The 14,729-nt window shown below is 65.8% G+C and carries 14 protein-coding genes; 4 read left to right on the plus strand and 10 right to left on the minus strand.

Features of this window, described 5'->3' with window-relative positions:
- The first annotated feature begins 75 nt into the window (after positions 1-75).
- The gene (gene mazG, locus ACFOYU_RS05335; RefSeq protein WP_377032746.1) at positions 76-921 is read left to right on the plus strand and encodes a nucleoside triphosphate pyrophosphohydrolase; all 846 of its coding nucleotides are present in this window, start codon (positions 76-78) and stop codon (positions 919-921) included.
- Here the strand turns inward: mazG and hflX are convergent.
- The 7 genes from hflX to dusB form a co-directional block, all read right to left on the minus strand.
- Positions 916-2,319, minus strand: a complete 1,404-nt coding sequence (gene hflX / locus ACFOYU_RS05340) for a GTPase HflX (protein ID WP_377032747.1) — start codon at positions 2,317-2,319, stop codon at positions 916-918. The genes mazG and hflX overlap by 6 nt on opposite strands.
- A 1-nt stretch (position 2,320) precedes the next feature.
- A complete protein-coding gene (gene hfq, locus ACFOYU_RS05345; RefSeq protein WP_114188605.1) occupies positions 2,321-2,575 on the minus strand; it encodes an RNA chaperone Hfq in 255 nt (84 codons plus the stop codon).
- 174 nt (positions 2,576-2,749) lie between these two features.
- Entirely contained in the window at positions 2,750-4,120 is a 1,371-nt protein-coding gene (locus tag ACFOYU_RS05350; protein WP_226742381.1) for a sigma-54 dependent transcriptional regulator, read from the minus strand.
- Positions 4,117-6,366 (minus strand): ATP-binding protein, encoded by a 2,250-nt coding sequence (locus ACFOYU_RS05355; protein WP_377032748.1) that lies wholly within the window; start codon positions 6,364-6,366, stop codon positions 4,117-4,119. The genes ACFOYU_RS05350 and ACFOYU_RS05355 overlap by 4 nt, the downstream gene beginning before the upstream one ends.
- Before the next feature lie 94 nt (positions 6,367-6,460).
- Positions 6,461-7,918, minus strand: coding sequence for a nitrogen regulation protein NR(I) (ntrC, locus tag ACFOYU_RS05360; protein ID WP_377032749.1), 1,458 nt, complete (start codon positions 7,916-7,918; stop codon positions 6,461-6,463).
- 11 nt (positions 7,919-7,929) lie between these two features.
- Entirely contained in the window at positions 7,930-9,030 is a 1,101-nt protein-coding gene (locus ACFOYU_RS05365; protein ID WP_226742378.1) for a nitrogen regulation protein NR(II), read from the minus strand.
- Entirely contained in the window at positions 9,027-10,046 is a 1,020-nt protein-coding gene (dusB, locus tag ACFOYU_RS05370) for a tRNA dihydrouridine synthase DusB (RefSeq protein ID WP_377032750.1), read from the minus strand. Before dusB ends, ACFOYU_RS05365 begins: the two co-directional genes overlap by 4 nt.
- Positions 10,047-10,196: 150 nt before the next feature.
- Here dusB and ACFOYU_RS05375 point away from each other — a divergent pair, with 150 nt between their 5' ends.
- Together ACFOYU_RS05375 and ACFOYU_RS05380 are read left to right on the plus strand one after the other, a co-directional pair.
- Positions 10,197-11,390: a bifunctional 2-C-methyl-D-erythritol 4-phosphate cytidylyltransferase/2-C-methyl-D-erythritol 2,4-cyclodiphosphate synthase gene (locus tag ACFOYU_RS05375; protein WP_377032751.1), complete on the plus strand. Its 1,194-nt coding sequence runs from the start codon at positions 10,197-10,199 to the stop codon at positions 11,388-11,390.
- Complete coding sequence (locus ACFOYU_RS05380) at positions 11,387-11,875, plus strand: CinA family protein (protein WP_377032752.1); 489 nt, start codon at positions 11,387-11,389, stop codon at positions 11,873-11,875. The genes ACFOYU_RS05375 and ACFOYU_RS05380 overlap by 4 nt, the downstream gene beginning before the upstream one ends.
- Here the strand turns inward: ACFOYU_RS05380 and ACFOYU_RS05385 are convergent, their stop codons facing one another.
- The 3 genes from ACFOYU_RS05385 to lipA are packed head-to-tail and all read right to left on the minus strand — an operon-like array spanning position 11,876 to position 13,841.
- Entirely contained in the window at positions 11,876-12,343 is a 468-nt protein-coding gene (locus ACFOYU_RS05385; protein WP_226742374.1) for a type II toxin-antitoxin system RatA family toxin, read from the minus strand.
- A complete protein-coding gene (locus ACFOYU_RS05390) occupies positions 12,344-12,868 on the minus strand; it encodes an AAA family ATPase (RefSeq protein WP_377032753.1) in 525 nt (174 codons plus the stop codon).
- 13 nt (positions 12,869-12,881) lie between these two features.
- Positions 12,882-13,841, minus strand: a complete 960-nt coding sequence (gene lipA / locus ACFOYU_RS05395; RefSeq protein WP_377032754.1) for a lipoyl synthase — start codon at positions 13,839-13,841, stop codon at positions 12,882-12,884.
- Positions 13,842-14,494: 653 nt separating this feature from the next.
- Between lipA and ACFOYU_RS05400 the strand changes: the two genes are divergently transcribed.
- Positions 14,495-14,729: hypothetical protein (locus ACFOYU_RS05400; protein ID WP_377032755.1), on the plus strand; the 235-nt coding region annotated here is incomplete at its 3' end.

The following is a 14,729-nucleotide window of genomic DNA, read 5'->3' on the forward strand; positions in this document are numbered from 1 at the left end:
TCGAACTGGATTGTCGCCTCGACTGAGGCTAAGGCTTGCGCCTGCGCAACGGCCGCCAACCATCAGGATCTCCGGATGAAGCCCTCCTCCGACATCTCCCGCCTTCTGGACATCATGGCGGCGCTTCGCACGCCGGGCACGGGCTGTCCATGGGACCTGGAGCAGACCTTCGCATCCATCACCCCCTACACCATCGAGGAAGCCTACGAGGTGGTGGACGCCATCGAGCGCGGCGATCTGGCGGATCTGAAGGAGGAACTGGGCGACCTGCTTCTGCAGGTGGTGTTTCATGCCCGCATGGCCGAGGAGCAAGGCGCGTTCGCCTTCCCCGATGTGGTCGAAGCCATCACGAAGAAGCTCATCCGGCGCCATCCGCACGTCTTCGGCGACGGGAAGGATCTCTCGCCGGAAGAGGTTAAGACCCTCTGGGACGCGATCAAACGCGAGGAAAAGGCCGAGCGCCGGGCTGCGCGGGAGTCGATGGGGGCTCCCGTGGAAGGCCATGAGGCGGGCTTCCTTGGCGGCATTCCTTCGGTCCTGCCGGCGCTGACCCGGGCACAGAAGCTCACCGCGAAGGCGGCCAAGGTCGGGTTCGATTGGCCCAATCCCGCGCAGGTGATCGACAAAATCCACGAGGAACTCGACGAGGTGAAGGAAGCCGCCTCATCCGGCAGCAGGGACAAGATCGAGGACGAAATCGGCGACCTGCTCTTCGCCGTCACCAATCTCGCCCGTCATTTCGACATCGACCCGGAAACGGCCCTGCGGCGGACCAACGCGAAATTCGAGCGCCGCTTCAGGGCGATCGAGCGGGCGCTCGATCAACGGAACAGGTCGCTTGAAGACGCGTCGCTCGACGAGATGGAGGAGCTTTGGGTCGAGGCGAAGGCTGCCGAGCGCGGAGCCGGCTCGCCCTCATAGGACGCGGGCGTTCGGAAAACGGTTCAGGAAGCGCGGCTCCTTGCCGGACCCGAGCCTCACCTGAAGGATCGTATGCCCGTTCTCCAGGGTCCGGCGATCGAGGATCTCCGTGTTCTCGTGGAGCCAGGCCAGCCCCTGCCCGTCCTCGGGTGCGACATCCACCTCGTAGCTAAGGCGGCCCATGGCCAGGTGCTCCTGGATGGTCGAGAGAAGCTCCGGGATGCCTTCGCCCGTCAGCGCGGAAATCAGGATCGGGCGCCGCTCGTCGTCCGTGCGGCTCGACGTGACCGCCAGCCTCTCGCGATCCTCGGGCGAGAGAAGGTCCGCCTTGTTCCAGACTTCGATGATGCGCCTCGTGTCGTCGGGATCGATCCCGAGCTCGCGAAGCACGACTGCCACATCCCCGGCTTGAGCCTCCGTCTCCCCGTGGGAGACGTCCCGCACGTGAAGAAGCACGTCCGCCTCGACCACGTCTTCCAGGGTCGCGCGGAAAGCGGCGACCAGCATCGTCGGCAGATCGGAGATGAATCCCACCGTGTCGGACAGGATCGCCTTCTCCCCATGCGGGAGGTCGATGGCGCGGGAGGTGGGATCGAGGGTGGCGAACAGCATGTTCTCGGCCAGAACCTCGGCCTCGGTCATGCGGTTGAACAGGGTGGACTTGCCGGCATTGGTGTATCCCACCAGCGCCACGATCGGATAAGGCACCCTGCGCCGGCTGGCCCGATGCAGGGAGCGCGTCTTGACGACCGTCTCCAGTTCCCGCTCGATCCGGGTCATCCGGTCCTGGATCAGGCGCCGGTCGGCCTCGATCTGCGTCTCGCCGGGGCCGCCGAGGAAGCCGAAGCCGCCGCGCTGGCGTTCCAGGTGGGTCCAGGAGCGCACGAGACGCCCCTTCTGATAGGACAGATGCGCCAGTTCGACCTGGAGCGTGCCCTCCTTGGTCCGTGCACGACGTCCGAAGATTTCGAGGATCAGGCCGGTGCGGTCGATAACCTTCGCTCCCCAGGCCTTTTCCAGGTTGCGCTGCTGGACCGGGCTGAGCGCGCAGTCCATGACCACGAGCCCGATCTCCTCCGCCCGGATCAGGGCCGCCAGCTCGTCCACCTTGCCGCTGCCGATATAGGTGGCGGGGCGGGCCGCCGCGAGCGGTGTAATCAGAGAGCGCACGACGGTCAGATCGATGGCCGCCGCCAGACCGGCTGCCTCGTCGAGGCGCGCCTCCGGCGGACGCGGATTGCTCTCCTCGGCTCCGCCGTCCCCCGAAACCGCGGACGAACGCCGCCGGCGGGTCATGTAAGGCCCGATCACAAGCGTCCTTGTGCCCGCCGCAACCTCTTTCTCAGGTTCGGCCAGCTGGACGAGACGATGTTCCCCCGGAGTGCGCGGTTCCGTCACCTCAGGCCTTCTCGCCTGCCTCGTCAATCTGATCGAACAGTTGAACGGGCTGTCCTGGCATAATGGTAGAAATAGCATGCTTGTAGACGAGCTGGGAGTGCCCGTCTCGACGCAAGAGCACACAGAAATTGTCGAACCACGTGACGACGCCCTGAAGCTTCACGCCGTTCACGAGGAAGATCGTCAAGGGAATTTTGTTCTTCCGGACGTAGTTGAGAAAGGTGTCCTGGAGATTCTGCGCGCGATCGCCCGCCATTGAAGTTGCCTCGCCAGCCCATCGCCGCCGGTCTTGGCTATGGGGCCGCCTATATGGTTGTCCGCATACGTGCGGTCGGTGACCGGCACACTTATTACAGGGCGAACATTACCGTTACGCAAGGGGGATCGTAGCCGATCTACCCCATTAGAGCATATTTTCCGTGGATATGGCCTAGCCGCCGATGCCCAGCGATTTCAACTTCCGATGGAGAGCAGACCTCTCCATCCCGATAAACTCGGCGGTTCTCGAGATATTTCCGCTGAATCGGGCGATTTGGGCCAGAAGATACTCACGTTCGAAGATCTCTCGCGCCTCACGCAGCGGCAGGCTCATGAGCTTCTCGCCGCCCGACCCTCCGGGCGTCGTCGGAACCAGGGTCCCGATCTCCGAGGGCAGCATTTCGGCCGTGATCGCCGCTTCCGGGTCGCCGGAACCGAGAATCAGCAGACGCTCGACGTTGTTGCGCAGCTGGCGGACGTTGCCGGGCCAGTCGTGCGACTGGAGCACCGCCATGGCGTCGTCCGCGATCTTTCGCTTCGGCAGGCCTGTGGCGGCGGAGATCTGGTCCATGAAGAACTCGATCAGCTCGGGCACGTCCTCCCGCCGCTCGGCGAGCGACGGCACGCGAATCGGCACCACGCCGAGCCTGTGGAAAAGATCCTCGCGGAACCGCCCTGCGGATATCTCGGCCGGAAGGTCGCGGCTGGAGGAGGAAATGATGCGGACGTCCACATGGACGCGGGTCGTGCCGCCGACCCGCTGGAAGTTCTGATCCACCAGCACGCGCAGGATGCGGTTCTGGGTCTCGCGCGGCATGTCGGCGATCTCGTCGAGATAGAGGGTACCGCCATGAGCCTCCTCGAGGGCTCCGACGCGGCGCCCCCTGCCCTCCTCGCCTTCCATGCCGAAGAGCTCGGCCTCCATGTTCTCCGGCGTGATGGTGGCGGCCGAGAGAACGATGAACGGTCCGTTGGCCCTTGTGGAAAGGCTGTGGATGGTTCGTGCCGTGAGCTCCTTGCCGGAGCCCGGGGCACCGGTGATCATGATCCTCGCATTGGTCGGCGCGGCCCGCTCCACCGCCTGGCGGAGCTGGTTGATCACGATCGACCGGCCCGCGATGCGGCTCGCCTGGACGGAGCGTGCCTTGAGGTCGCGGACCTCTCGTTTGAGGCGGGAGGCTTCGAGCGCCCGTTCGGCCACCAGCACGAGCCGGTCCGCCTTGAACGGCTTCTCGATGAAGTCGTAGGCCCCTGACTTGATGGCGGAGACCGCGGTCTCGATGTTGCCATGCCCGGAGATCATCACCACCGGCAGGTCCGGGTGCTGCGCCTTGATGAGGTCGAGCACCTGCAGCCCGTCGAGCCGGCTCCCCTGAAGCCAGATGTCGAGAAACACGAGGTGGGGACGTCGCGCCTCGATGGAGGCCAGAGCCTCGTCGGACGTGCCGGCCGTGCGGGTGCGATGCCCCTCGTCCTCGAGGATGCCCGCTACAAGCTCGCGGATGTCGGTTTCGTCGTCGACGACGAGAATATCAGCACTCATTGGCGCGCCCCGCGAGAGTCGGTCCGGGCGGCGGCGACCGATGTCTCTTCCTCTGCAACATGCTTCGTCTTTGGTATCCACATACGGACTTGTCCACCCCTGCCGGCAGGGTTGTCGACAAGCTCCATGCCCCCGCCATGCTCTTCCAGAATCTTGCTCACGATAGGCAGGCCCAGCCCCGTGCCGCCCTCGCGTGTGGTCATGTAGGGCTCGAGGAGCCGTTGCCGGCCCTCTACCGGAAAGCCCTTGCCGTTATCGGTCACCGCCAGGATCAGATACTCGGGATGGGTATCGTCCAGGACCACGGAGATCCTCCCCTGGCCGCGCTCCTCCTCGGGCACGGCCTCGATGGCCTCGGTCGCGTTCTTGACGATGTTCGTGAAGGCCTGGGAGAGAAGGCGGCGGTCGAAGGGCGCGACGACCGGCCCGGCCGGCACGTCATCCGTGAATTCGATCTCCGGATGCGCGATGCGCATCATGAAGACCACCTGACGGATTGTCTCAACCAGATCCTCGTTCCCGATGGTCGGCTTCGGCATCCGTGCGAAGGACGAGAACTCGTCGACCATCCGCTTGATGTCGTCCACCTGCCTGACGATGGTGTCCGTGCACTGGTCGAAGACATCGCGGTCGGTGGTGATGACCTTGCCGTACTTCCGGCGGATGCGCTCGGCCGAGAGCTGGATCGGGGTGAGCGGGTTCTTGATTTCGTGCGCGATGCGGCGGGCCACATCGGCCCAGGCGGATGTCCGCTGCGCCGAAACGAGGTCCGTGATGTCGTCGAGGGTGATGACGAGCTCCCGCACGTCGCTGCGTGCCTGCTCGGAGGTGACGCGGACGTTGATGGTCCGCTCCTTGCCGCGTCTCGTGATCTGGATCTGGCGCTGCATCAGGCGCTGGCGCCCGTGGCTCATCTCCTCCACCAGATCCGCCACCTCCGGCAGAACCAGGGTGATCGAGCGCCCCAGCAGCTCGTCCCGGCCGATGCCGAGAAGCGCCTCCGTGGAGGGGTTGACGATGGTGATCGTCCCGCCGGCATCGACGCCGATGACGCCGGCCGAGACGCCGGCGAGGACCGCTTCCGTGAAGCGGCGGCGGCGGTCGATCAGATCGCTGGCGGCGATGAGCCGGTCGTGCTGGTGGCGCAGCTCCGACGTCATCTTGTTGAACGTCTCGCCCAGATGCGCGAGGTCGCCCTCGCCGCGCCGCACCGGCACCTGAACGTAGAAGTTCCCGGTCGCCACCTGATCGGTGGCATGGATCAGCCGCCGGATCGGCGAGACGAGACGGTTCGCGAAGGTGAGGCCGAACCAGATCGCGGAGAGCAGCACGATCAATGCGATCAGCGTGAACATGGAGGCGAAGGCGATCTGGATGCCGGCCTTCTTCTGGTCGAGAGCGTCATAGAAGGCCATGCCCGCCTCTGCGACCGGCGGAAACTCGACCGCGCGAGGATCGACCTCTCGGGCCACGTAAAGAACGCGACCGCCATGGGCCTCCAGGGTCAGCATGGATCGGAAGATGTTGCCGTCCCGGGGGAAGATGCAGAGGGCGTCGCTGCTGTTGGAATCGTCGAGATCGGCGGCGCTCGGCTGCGGCACGCCCTCAAGGGGCTTCACCTCGATCCTTTCGACGACGGTGCCGTTGGGCTCCAGGATCATCGCCAGGGGGAATCCGAGGAAGACGGCACGGGACTGCATGAAATCCTTGAAGACCGCCCGGTCAGCGTCATAGAGGACCTTGGCGCGGTTGAGGTCCGCCGCCATGAGCTGGGTCTCGCGCGCCAGCGTGCGGCACTGCATCTCCCGGTAGGACTTGGCGATCTCCACCGTGTTCGTCATCAGCTCGCGGATCGAGCTGGTGAACCAGGGATCGAGCCCCCGCTCCAGTGTCACGGTCGCCACGATGGCCACCAGAATGGCCGGCAGTACCGCGACGAGGCTGAACAGGCTGACGATCCTGACATGGAGCCCTGCCGCAGCGGCACCCGCGCGGCGCTCCCGCATCAGTCTCTTGGTCTGCCACGCCACGATCCCGATCAGGAGGACGATCAGGCTTCCGTTCAGGATGAAGACCCATACGACCACGTCGTGGGTCGGCAGGATCGGTGTCGCGCCCGAAAGGACGAGGAATGTCGTGAGCGCCGAGCCCAGCGCCGTCAGGACGGCGACGGGCCCCAGCAGGCCGAAGCTCCGCTGAGAGCTGTCCGCCACATGGCGCTGTGCATTGAGGTCTTGGCTGGTCAAGACGGGCCCCGCAAATCAGGCGCCGTCGTCCGGCGCCTCCTTATGGGTGATGCACCAACACAACAGTGTGGTCAAATTATTACAGCTTGGACGACTACCGAGCCGAGCGCACCACGGACAGCTCCAGGTCCCGCACTTTCTTGCGCAGGGTGTTGCGGTTGACCCCCAGAAGCTCCGCGGCCCGGATCTGGTTGCCCCGGGTGGCGGCCAGGGCGGCACCGATCAGCGGCCCCTCGATCTCCCGCAGGATGCGGTGATAGAGGCCGGGCGGCGGAAGCGTGTCCCGGAACCCGGAGAAGTATTCCGCAAGGTGGCGTTCCACCGCGTCGGACAGGCCCTCCGATTCGTGCTGCCTCTCGGCCGCCTTCCCGGCCGTGACGGGCAGCGGCATGGGCTGGGCGTCCAGTTCCGCGTCGATGATCGCGCCGGTGATCGTGTCCTGCGGATAGAGCGCGGCGAGGCGCCGGACGAGGTTTTCGAGCTCGCGCACGTTGCCCGGCCAGCGGTAGCGCTTCAGCCGGTCCATGGCCTCGACATCCACCTGCTTGCGGGACAGCCCCTCCTTCTCCACGAGGACGAAGAAGTGGCGCACCAGGTCCGGAATGTCCTCGATCCTCTCGCGCAGGGGCGGCAGGCGCAGGGGGACCACGTTGAGCCGGAAGAACAGGTCTTCCCGGAACAGGCCCTGCTGGATGAGGACGCGCAGATCCTTGTTCGTCGCGGCGACGATGCGGACATTGGTCTTGATCGGCACCCGCCCGCCCACGGTGGTGTATTCGCCCTGCTGGAGCACCCGCAGGAGGCGGGTCTGCGCCTCCATGGGCATGTCGCCGATCTCGTCCAGGAACAGGGTGCCGCCCTCGGCCTGCTCGAACCGGCCGGTGCTGCGTGCGGTCGCTCCCGTGAACGCGCCCTTCTCATGGCCGAAGAGCTCGGATTCGATCAGCTCCCGCGGGATCGCCGCCATGTTGACGGCGACGAACGGCCCCTGACGCCTCTTGCCGTAATCGTGCAGAGCCCTTGCCACGAGCTCCTTTCCGGTGCCGGATTCGCCGGTGATCATCACTGTCAGGTCCGTCGGCATCAGCCGGGCCAGGGCCCGATAGATCTCCTGCATGGCATGCGAGCGCCCGACGAGGGGAATGTCCTCGTTCTCCACGGCAGGGTTCGGATTGGACAGGGCCCGGGGTCGCGACAGCGCCCGGCCCACCACGGCCACGAGTTCCTTCAGGTCGAAGGGCTTGGGCAGGTACTCGTAGGCGCCCCGCTCGGAGGCCTTGATCGCCGTCATGAAGGTGTTCTGGGCGCTCATGACGATGATCGGCAGTTCCGGCCTCAGCTTCTTGATGCGGGGCAGGAGGTCGAAGGCGTTCTCGTCCGGCATCATCACGTCGGTGATGACGAGGTCGCCCTCCCCTTGAGCCACCCAGCGCCAGAGGGTCGCGGCGTTGCTGGTGGACCGGACCTCGTATCCCGCCCGCGACAGGGCCTGGTTCAGGACGGTTCGGATCGCGGCATCGTCATCGGCAAGGAGAATCTGTCCACTCGGCATAGGCTTCAGCCTCACAAATCGGCCGCGCGACCGTCATTGGCGCGGTGCATCGGCAAGAGAATTCGGAAAGTCGTGCGTCTGGGCGCCGGATCGCATTCGACGATGCCGCCGTGGTCGCCCACGATCTTCGCGACCAGGGCCAGACCCAGCCCGCTGCCCTGCACCTTGGTGGTGACGAAAGGCTCGAACAGATCGGTCGCCAGTTCGGGCGGAATGCCCGGGCCGTTGTCGCTGATGCTCAGCTCGATCGGCAGGCTCAGGCGCTCCTGCGAACCCGGCACGTGAAGCCGCACGCCGGTGCGAAACGCCGTGCTCAGCGAGATCTCCCCCTCGGAGGCGTCGATACCGATGGCCTCGGCCGCGTTCTTCACGAGGTTCAGCACCACCTGGATGAGCTGGTCCCGGTTGCCCAGCACCGGCGGCAGGGACGGATCGTAGTTCTCGACGAAGCGGATGTGCCGGGCGAAGCCCGATTGAGCGAGGCGCTTCACATGGTCGAGCACGCCGTGGACGTTGACCGGCCCGCGCTCCACGGGCCGGTCCTCGCCGAACAGCTCCATGCGTTCGACGAGCTTCACGATGCGGTCCGTCTCGTCGCAGATGAGGCGCGTGAGGACCCGGTCGTCCTCGGGGGCGGATTGTTCGAGGAGCTGGGCGGCGCCGCGGATCCCCGAAAGCGGATTCTTGATTTCGTGGGCCAACATCGCCCCCAGCGCCGTGATCGAGCGCGCCGCGCCGCGATGGGTGAGCTGCCGGTCCATCTTGTCCGCGATGGTCCGCTCCTGGAGCATGACCACGACGCTGTCGCTGTCGTCGCCCAGCGGGGTCGCGAAGACGTCGACGATCCGCTCCGCGCCGAGTCGGGGACTGCCGATGTCGATCCGGTGCTCGCTGACGCTGGAGCCGCGCTGGCGCACGTCCTCCACCAGGGCCATCACGGGAGAGCCGAAGGGCAGGAAATCGCCGAGGGTCTGGCGCTGCATCATCCGCAGGCTCATCTCGAAGAAGGATTCGGCCGCCGCGTTGGCATGCAGCACCCGCTGCTCCGGCCCGATGGTCAGCACCGGAAGCGGCAGCGCGTTCATGATCAGGTCGTTCATGGCGATCGTCATGCGGCCTCCCGATCCATATCCGTGTAGAGGCTGCGCAGGAGAGACACGACGGTCCTCGGCTCCTCGGACGTGACGAGTGCCGTTCTGACCGCCTGCGGAACCCTCACCCCCGCGGCGATGGCCGCATCCGCGTAGGCCGCAAGGTGCTTGCGCGCATGGCGGATGCCGACCTGCTCCCCATAAAGCGAGAGCAGACCCTCGTAATGCTCGACGGCGATCTCGGCCTTGGCCTCGGAAGACGGCTCGGGAAGGCTCCTGCCCTGCAGCGCGGAACCGATCTGCCCGACGAGCCACGGACGGCCGACCGCCGAGCGGCCGATCATCACGGCGGCAGCGCCCGAAGCGGCCAAACAGGCGCGGGCATCCTCCAGGGTGCCGATATCGCCATTGGCGATGACCGGAATTCCGACGGCCCGGACCACGGGCGCGATGGCGGTCCAGTCGGCCCGCCCCTTATAGAATTGCTGCCGCGTCCGCCCGTGGACGGTGACCGCCTTCACGCCCAGCGCCTCCGCCCGGCGGGCGAGTTCGGGGGCGTTGATGCTCCTGTCGTCCCACCCGAGACGCATCTTGACCGTAACCGGAACGCCGGCCGCCTTCACCGTCGCCTCGATGAGGCGGCAGGCATGGTCCAGATCCCGCATCAGGGCCGATCCGGCATAGCCGCCGATCACCCGCTTGGCGGGGCAGCCCATGTTGATGTCGATGATCCGCGCCCCGGCGTCTTCGGCCACCCGGACGGCGCGGGCCATCCAGGCCGGGTCGCAGCCGGCGAGCTGAACCACATGAGGCTCGATTCCCGCGCCCTCCGCCCGCAGCTGCGCCTCGTCCGAGCCCTTTACGAGCTCGTCCGACGCGACCATTTCCGACACGACGAGGCCCGCCCCCAGACGCTTCGCAATGCGCCGGAAGACCACGTCCGTGACCCCGGACAGGGGCGCCAGCACGGTCGCCGGGTCGACCCTGACCGGACCGACGTCGAAACCCGTTGCGCCTAATTTTTGATCACTTCTCATTCTGCCTAATCAATAGCCAAAAGTGCGACGAGCACAAGTCCCTGCGGAAACCTGTCCCACCCGGCGAAGCCACACGTTTTCGGGAGTTCCGGGTTTGCCTTCTCAGGCTTCGGTGCGTAGGAGTGCGCAGGTCACGGAGAACCTCCCTGCATGTCAGTCGTCGCCCTCATCGTTGCCGCCGGACGGGGATCCAGAGCCGGTGAAGGGGCTCCCAAGCAATACCGCCCCCTCGCCGGACAGCCTGTCCTCACGCGGACGCTGCGGGCCTTCCTCGCTCATCCCGAGATCGATCATACGGCCGTGGTGATAGATCCCGATGACGAGGATCTCTACCGGGCAAGCGTCGAAAGGCTGGAGCCGGACCTGACCGGCCGCCTGCTCCCGGTCGCCTATGGCGGCGAAACCCGGCAGGATTCGGTCAGGAACGGCCTCGAAGCCCTGGCGACCACCGGGGCCGAGACCGTCCTCATTCACGATGCGGCCCGCCCCTTCGTCAGTGCGGGCCTGATCGGCAGGGCCATCGAAGCCGGCCGCTCCGGCGCGAGCGTTCCGGGCGTTCCGGTTACCGACACGATCAAGGTCACCGGCGCGCGCGGCGAGGTCGTTTCCACCCCGGATCGCTCGACGCTGCGGGCGGTCCAGACGCCCCAGGCCTTCCCGCTCGACCTCGTCATCGGGATCCATCGCAAGGCCGCCGCCGCAAACCTCCACGCCTTCACCGACGACGGAGCCCTGGCGGAATGGGCCGGGCTTGCCGTTCAGGTGTTCGACGGGGACCGGGACAACGTCAAAATCACCCATCCGGCCGATTTCACCGAGGCCGAGAGGCGCCTGAAAGGCCACAGCATGACTTTCGTAACCCGCCTCGGCACCGGCTTCGACGTCCATGCCTTCGCGGAGGGCGACCATGTCTGGCTTGGGGGAATCCGGGTGCCGCACGATCGCGGCGTGCTGGCCCATTCCGACGGCGATGTGGTTCTGCACGCCCTCACCGATGCGGTGCTCGGGGCTCTCGCCGACGGCGATATCGGCACCCACTTCCCGCCGAGCGACCCGCAATGGAAAGGCGCGTCCTCCGACCGTTTCCTGGCCCACGCGGCGGGGCTGGTCAGGGCGCGCGGCGGATTGATCGACCACCTCGACACGACCCTCCTGTGCGAAAAGCCCCGCCTCGGCCCCCACCGCGAGGCGATGCGCGCGCGGATCGCGGAGATCGCGGGTTTGCGCCTCGATCAGGTCTCCCTCAAGGCGACGACCACCGAGAAGCTCGGCTTCACCGGCCGCAGCGAGGGCATCGCGGCGCAGGCCGCCGCCACCATCCGCCTGCCGGAGGTTGAATCATGACACCCGACCTGAAGACGCGCGCTGCCGCTCTGCTGAAGTCGTACCAGGCCCAGGGATTGAAGATCGCGACGGCGGAGTCCTGCACCGGCGGCCTCGTCGCCGCCCTCCTGACCGAGATCGCCGGCTCGTCGGCGGTGGTCGAACGCGGTTTCGTCACCTATTCCAACGAGGCCAAGACGGAGCTGATCGGCGTTCCCGCCGACCTCATCGCCGCCAACGGGGCGGTGAGCGGTCCCGTGGCGCGGGCCATGGCCGAGGGTGCCCTGGCACATTCCCGGGCGGACGTGGCCGTGGCGATCACCGGAATTGCCGGACCCGGCGGGGGCAGCGCGGCGAAGCCGGTCGGCCTCGTCCACTTTGCTGTGACCCGCAAGGGCGCCGCAACGATCCACCTGGAGCGGCACTACGGCGATCTCGGGCGGGAAAAGGTTCGGGCGCGCGCCGTCGAGGAGGCTCTCGGCCTCCTGGAGCAGGCCCTCGGCTGATCAGGCGCGGGCGGGGGACGGTTCGCCGTAGACGACTTCCGCCCTTTCTTCAAAGGCTTCCGCGAATTTCCTGAACGCCTTGTCGAAGACCGAGCCCATCAGAAGCCCGAGAGCGAAGCTCTTGAATTCGTAGTTGATGTAGAATTCGACGTCGCAGCCGGTCGGGGTCTGCCGGAAGGTCCAGCGGTTTTCGAGATATTTGAACGGTCCGTCCACATACTCGACCGCGATCTTCAGGCGCGGATGATCGAGGGTCACCCGGCTGGTGAAACTCTCGCGAATGGCCTTGTAGCCCACGGTCATGGAGGCGACGAGCGTCTCGATCCCGTCCCCGCTCTGAGCCTTGCGCAGAACGCGCAGGTCTTCGCAGAGCGGCAGGAACTCGGGATAGCGCTCCACGTCGGCCACGAGGGCGAACATTTGATCCGGGCTGTGCCTCACGGGTCGTGTGGTGCGAAAGGTCGGCATTCAGGCGGCCCCTCGGTAAGAAACAAGTTCGGCCTCTAGGGCCGGGATTTCGGTGCGCGAGCGCAGGATATAAACGCGCTGCCGGGCTCTTAGTCGCTCCAGGAGACGCGCCGTCTTGCCGCGCATCCGGTCGGGATAGGACCAGACCCAGCGCATGAAGGACCAGTCGAAGCGCTCCACGCAGCCTGGGCCCAGGTCGCCCCGGACGCGGCCGTAATTCTTCGCCACGCGCCACGCAACGCCGGTCAGGCAGCGCCACCGGGGAATGTCGAGCCATACGATGTCGGTGGCGCGAGGCACCCGGATATCGAAGGTGCTGGAGTAGTTCCCGTCCATGACCCAGGCAGGACGGGACGCGAGCTGCGCGACCTTCTCCCGCCACTCCGCCCGGGATGGCATGATCCAATCAGGACCGAAATATTCCCGGTCCAGATGGATCAGGGGCAGGTCGAGCCGCTCGGCGATACGCCGGGCCAGGGTGCTCTTGCCCGCGCCGGGACTGCCGATGACGAGGATGCGCCGCATCGTCACCCGTCGATCAGGCGAGCTTGACGAGACGCGCCGCCTTCAGCTTGGCGAAATCCTCGCCCGCATGGTGAGAAGAGCGCGTCAGCGGGGTCGAGGAGACCAGCAGGAAGCCCTTGGCGTAGGCCGTGGTTTCGAAGGCCTTGAACTCGTCCGGCGTGACGAAGCGGATCACCGGGTGGTGCTTGCGGGTCGGCTGCAGGTATTGGCCGATGGTCATGAAGTCCACATCCGCCGAGCGCAGGTCGTCCATCAGCTGGAGCACCTCGTTCCTCTCCTCGCCCAGGCCGACCATGATGCCGGACTTGGTGAAGATGGTGGGATCGAGCTCCTTCACCTGCTGGAGCAGGCGGATCGAGTGGAAGTAGCGGGCCCCCGGCCGCACCTTCAGGTACTTGGACGGCACGGTTTCGAGATTGTGGTTGAACACGTCGGGCTTGGCCGCGACCACCACTTCCAGCGCGCCGGGCTTGCGCAGGAAGTCCGGCGTCAGGATCTCGATGGTGGTCTTCGGGGAGCGGGCGCGGATGGCGTGGATCACGTCGGCGAAGTGCTGGGCGCCGCCGTCGGCGAGGTCGTCCCGGTCCACGGAGGTGATGACCACGTGCTCCAGGCCAAGCTTCTCCACGGCCTTCGCCACGTTCTCGGGCTCGAGCGGATCCAGGGCCTGGGGCATGCCGGTCTTCACGTTGCAGAAGGCGCAGGCCCTCGTGCAGGTGTCGCCCATGATCATGAAGGTCGCGTGCTTCTTCTCCCAGCACTCGCCGATATTGGGGCAGCCCGCCTCTTCGCAGACGGTGACGAGCTTGTTCTCGCGCACGATCTTGTTGGTCTCGGCCCATTTGGGTGAGCCCGGCGCCTTCACGCGGATCCAGTCGGGCTTACGCTGCTGGACGGGCTGGTCCGGCCGGTGCGCCTTTTCCGGATGGCGGGGACGGCTGTCCCGGTTGAGGATATCGAGAACGACGGCCATGAAGCTTGACCCTTGCGGCGAGGCGACGACGCCTCCTGTCTGTTGGGCATGACTTAAGGGTTTTGGCGCCGCTTCGCAAACCCTGCGGCGATCACGAGATGGATTTGCCTTAACGCTCCATCGCCTATCGCCCGAGGGGGCGACGGGCGGAAGGGAGGTGGGCCGGCATCTCGCCACGGGGTCGGACGAGGCCGGAATCCGGCCGAGCCGCTCCAGCGCGCCTCGGACACGGACCTTCGGCGGAGCTGGGGCAGTCCTATGGACGGACTTTAGTCTGATTCTGCATTTTCGGCGGCAAATCTTGCCCCGGACGGACGGCTCTACCCATGAATAGGTAGGAATTTCGCAAGCACACCAAATATACGACACAATTACTTTTGTTTTGCGCCAAGTTTTGAACACAAGCTCTGCAGTCATGAACCCGATGGCCTGAATAAGCAATCATCTGTCCGCCATTAGCAAGACACGGCACCTTCGCCGTTTGTATCAAATTCACGTTCCTTGGCGCTCAGCCAATAGAACTCCCCGCCAGCCCGGCCCACCAAGAGTAATTTATAGTACAGTTCCAAAGCGTGGGCCGACCCAGCAGAATTCTCTGCGGCTATACTTCAAGCAAACTCCCTAGCAATTAGGGAGAACGAAGGGGCATGCCCATGACCTTCTCCGCTTCTCAATGGCGTCCGACCAGCTATGACAACGACACGTTCGTCATGGACAACTACGCTTTCATGGTCAGCGCCGAGCGCGACTACAGCTTCAGGTACAACCCCACCAGCGACATCTACCGCTTCGAAGTGCGTGACGGCGACCAGTTCTCCTCCTCGCGCTTCACCGACGTGGCCGGCTCGGAGCGTTCCGAGATCAGCCAGTCCCTGCGCCAGTCCATCG

Origin of the sequence: Microvirga sp. GCM10011540 (assembly GCF_042650665.1) — a bacterium.
Taxonomy (GTDB): Bacteria; Pseudomonadota; Alphaproteobacteria; order Rhizobiales; family Beijerinckiaceae; genus Microvirga; species Microvirga lenta.

What these genes read in the sequence shown, in the direction of transcription:
- mazG (WP_377032746.1), top strand. Translation starts at nt 76, where the DNA reads ATGAAGCCCTCCTCCGACATCTCCCGCCTTCTGGACATCATGGCGGCG.
- hfq (WP_114188605.1), bottom strand. Translation starts at nt 2,575, where the DNA reads ATGGCGGGCGATCGCGCGCAGAATCTCCAGGACACCTTTCTCAACTAC.
- ACFOYU_RS05350 (WP_226742381.1), bottom strand. Translation starts at nt 4,120, where the DNA reads ATGAGTGCTGATATTCTCGTCGTCGACGACGAAACCGACATCCGCGAG.
- ntrC (WP_377032749.1), bottom strand. Translation starts at nt 7,918, where the DNA reads ATGCCGAGTGGACAGATTCTCCTTGCCGATGACGATGCCGCGATCCGA.
- ACFOYU_RS05365 (WP_226742378.1), bottom strand. Translation starts at nt 9,030, where the DNA reads ATGACGATCGCCATGAACGACCTGATCATGAACGCGCTGCCGCTTCCG.
- dusB (WP_377032750.1), bottom strand. Translation starts at nt 10,046, where the DNA reads ATGAGAAGTGATCAAAAATTAGGCGCAACGGGTTTCGACGTCGGTCCG.
- ACFOYU_RS05375 (WP_377032751.1), top strand. Translation starts at nt 10,197, where the DNA reads ATGTCAGTCGTCGCCCTCATCGTTGCCGCCGGACGGGGATCCAGAGCC.
- ACFOYU_RS05380 (WP_377032752.1), top strand. Translation starts at nt 11,387, where the DNA reads ATGACACCCGACCTGAAGACGCGCGCTGCCGCTCTGCTGAAGTCGTAC.
- ACFOYU_RS05385 (WP_226742374.1), bottom strand. Translation starts at nt 12,343, where the DNA reads ATGCCGACCTTTCGCACCACACGACCCGTGAGGCACAGCCCGGATCAA.
- ACFOYU_RS05390 (WP_377032753.1), bottom strand. Translation starts at nt 12,868, where the DNA reads ATGCGGCGCATCCTCGTCATCGGCAGTCCCGGCGCGGGCAAGAGCACC.
- lipA (WP_377032754.1), bottom strand. Translation starts at nt 13,841, where the DNA reads ATGGCCGTCGTTCTCGATATCCTCAACCGGGACAGCCGTCCCCGCCAT.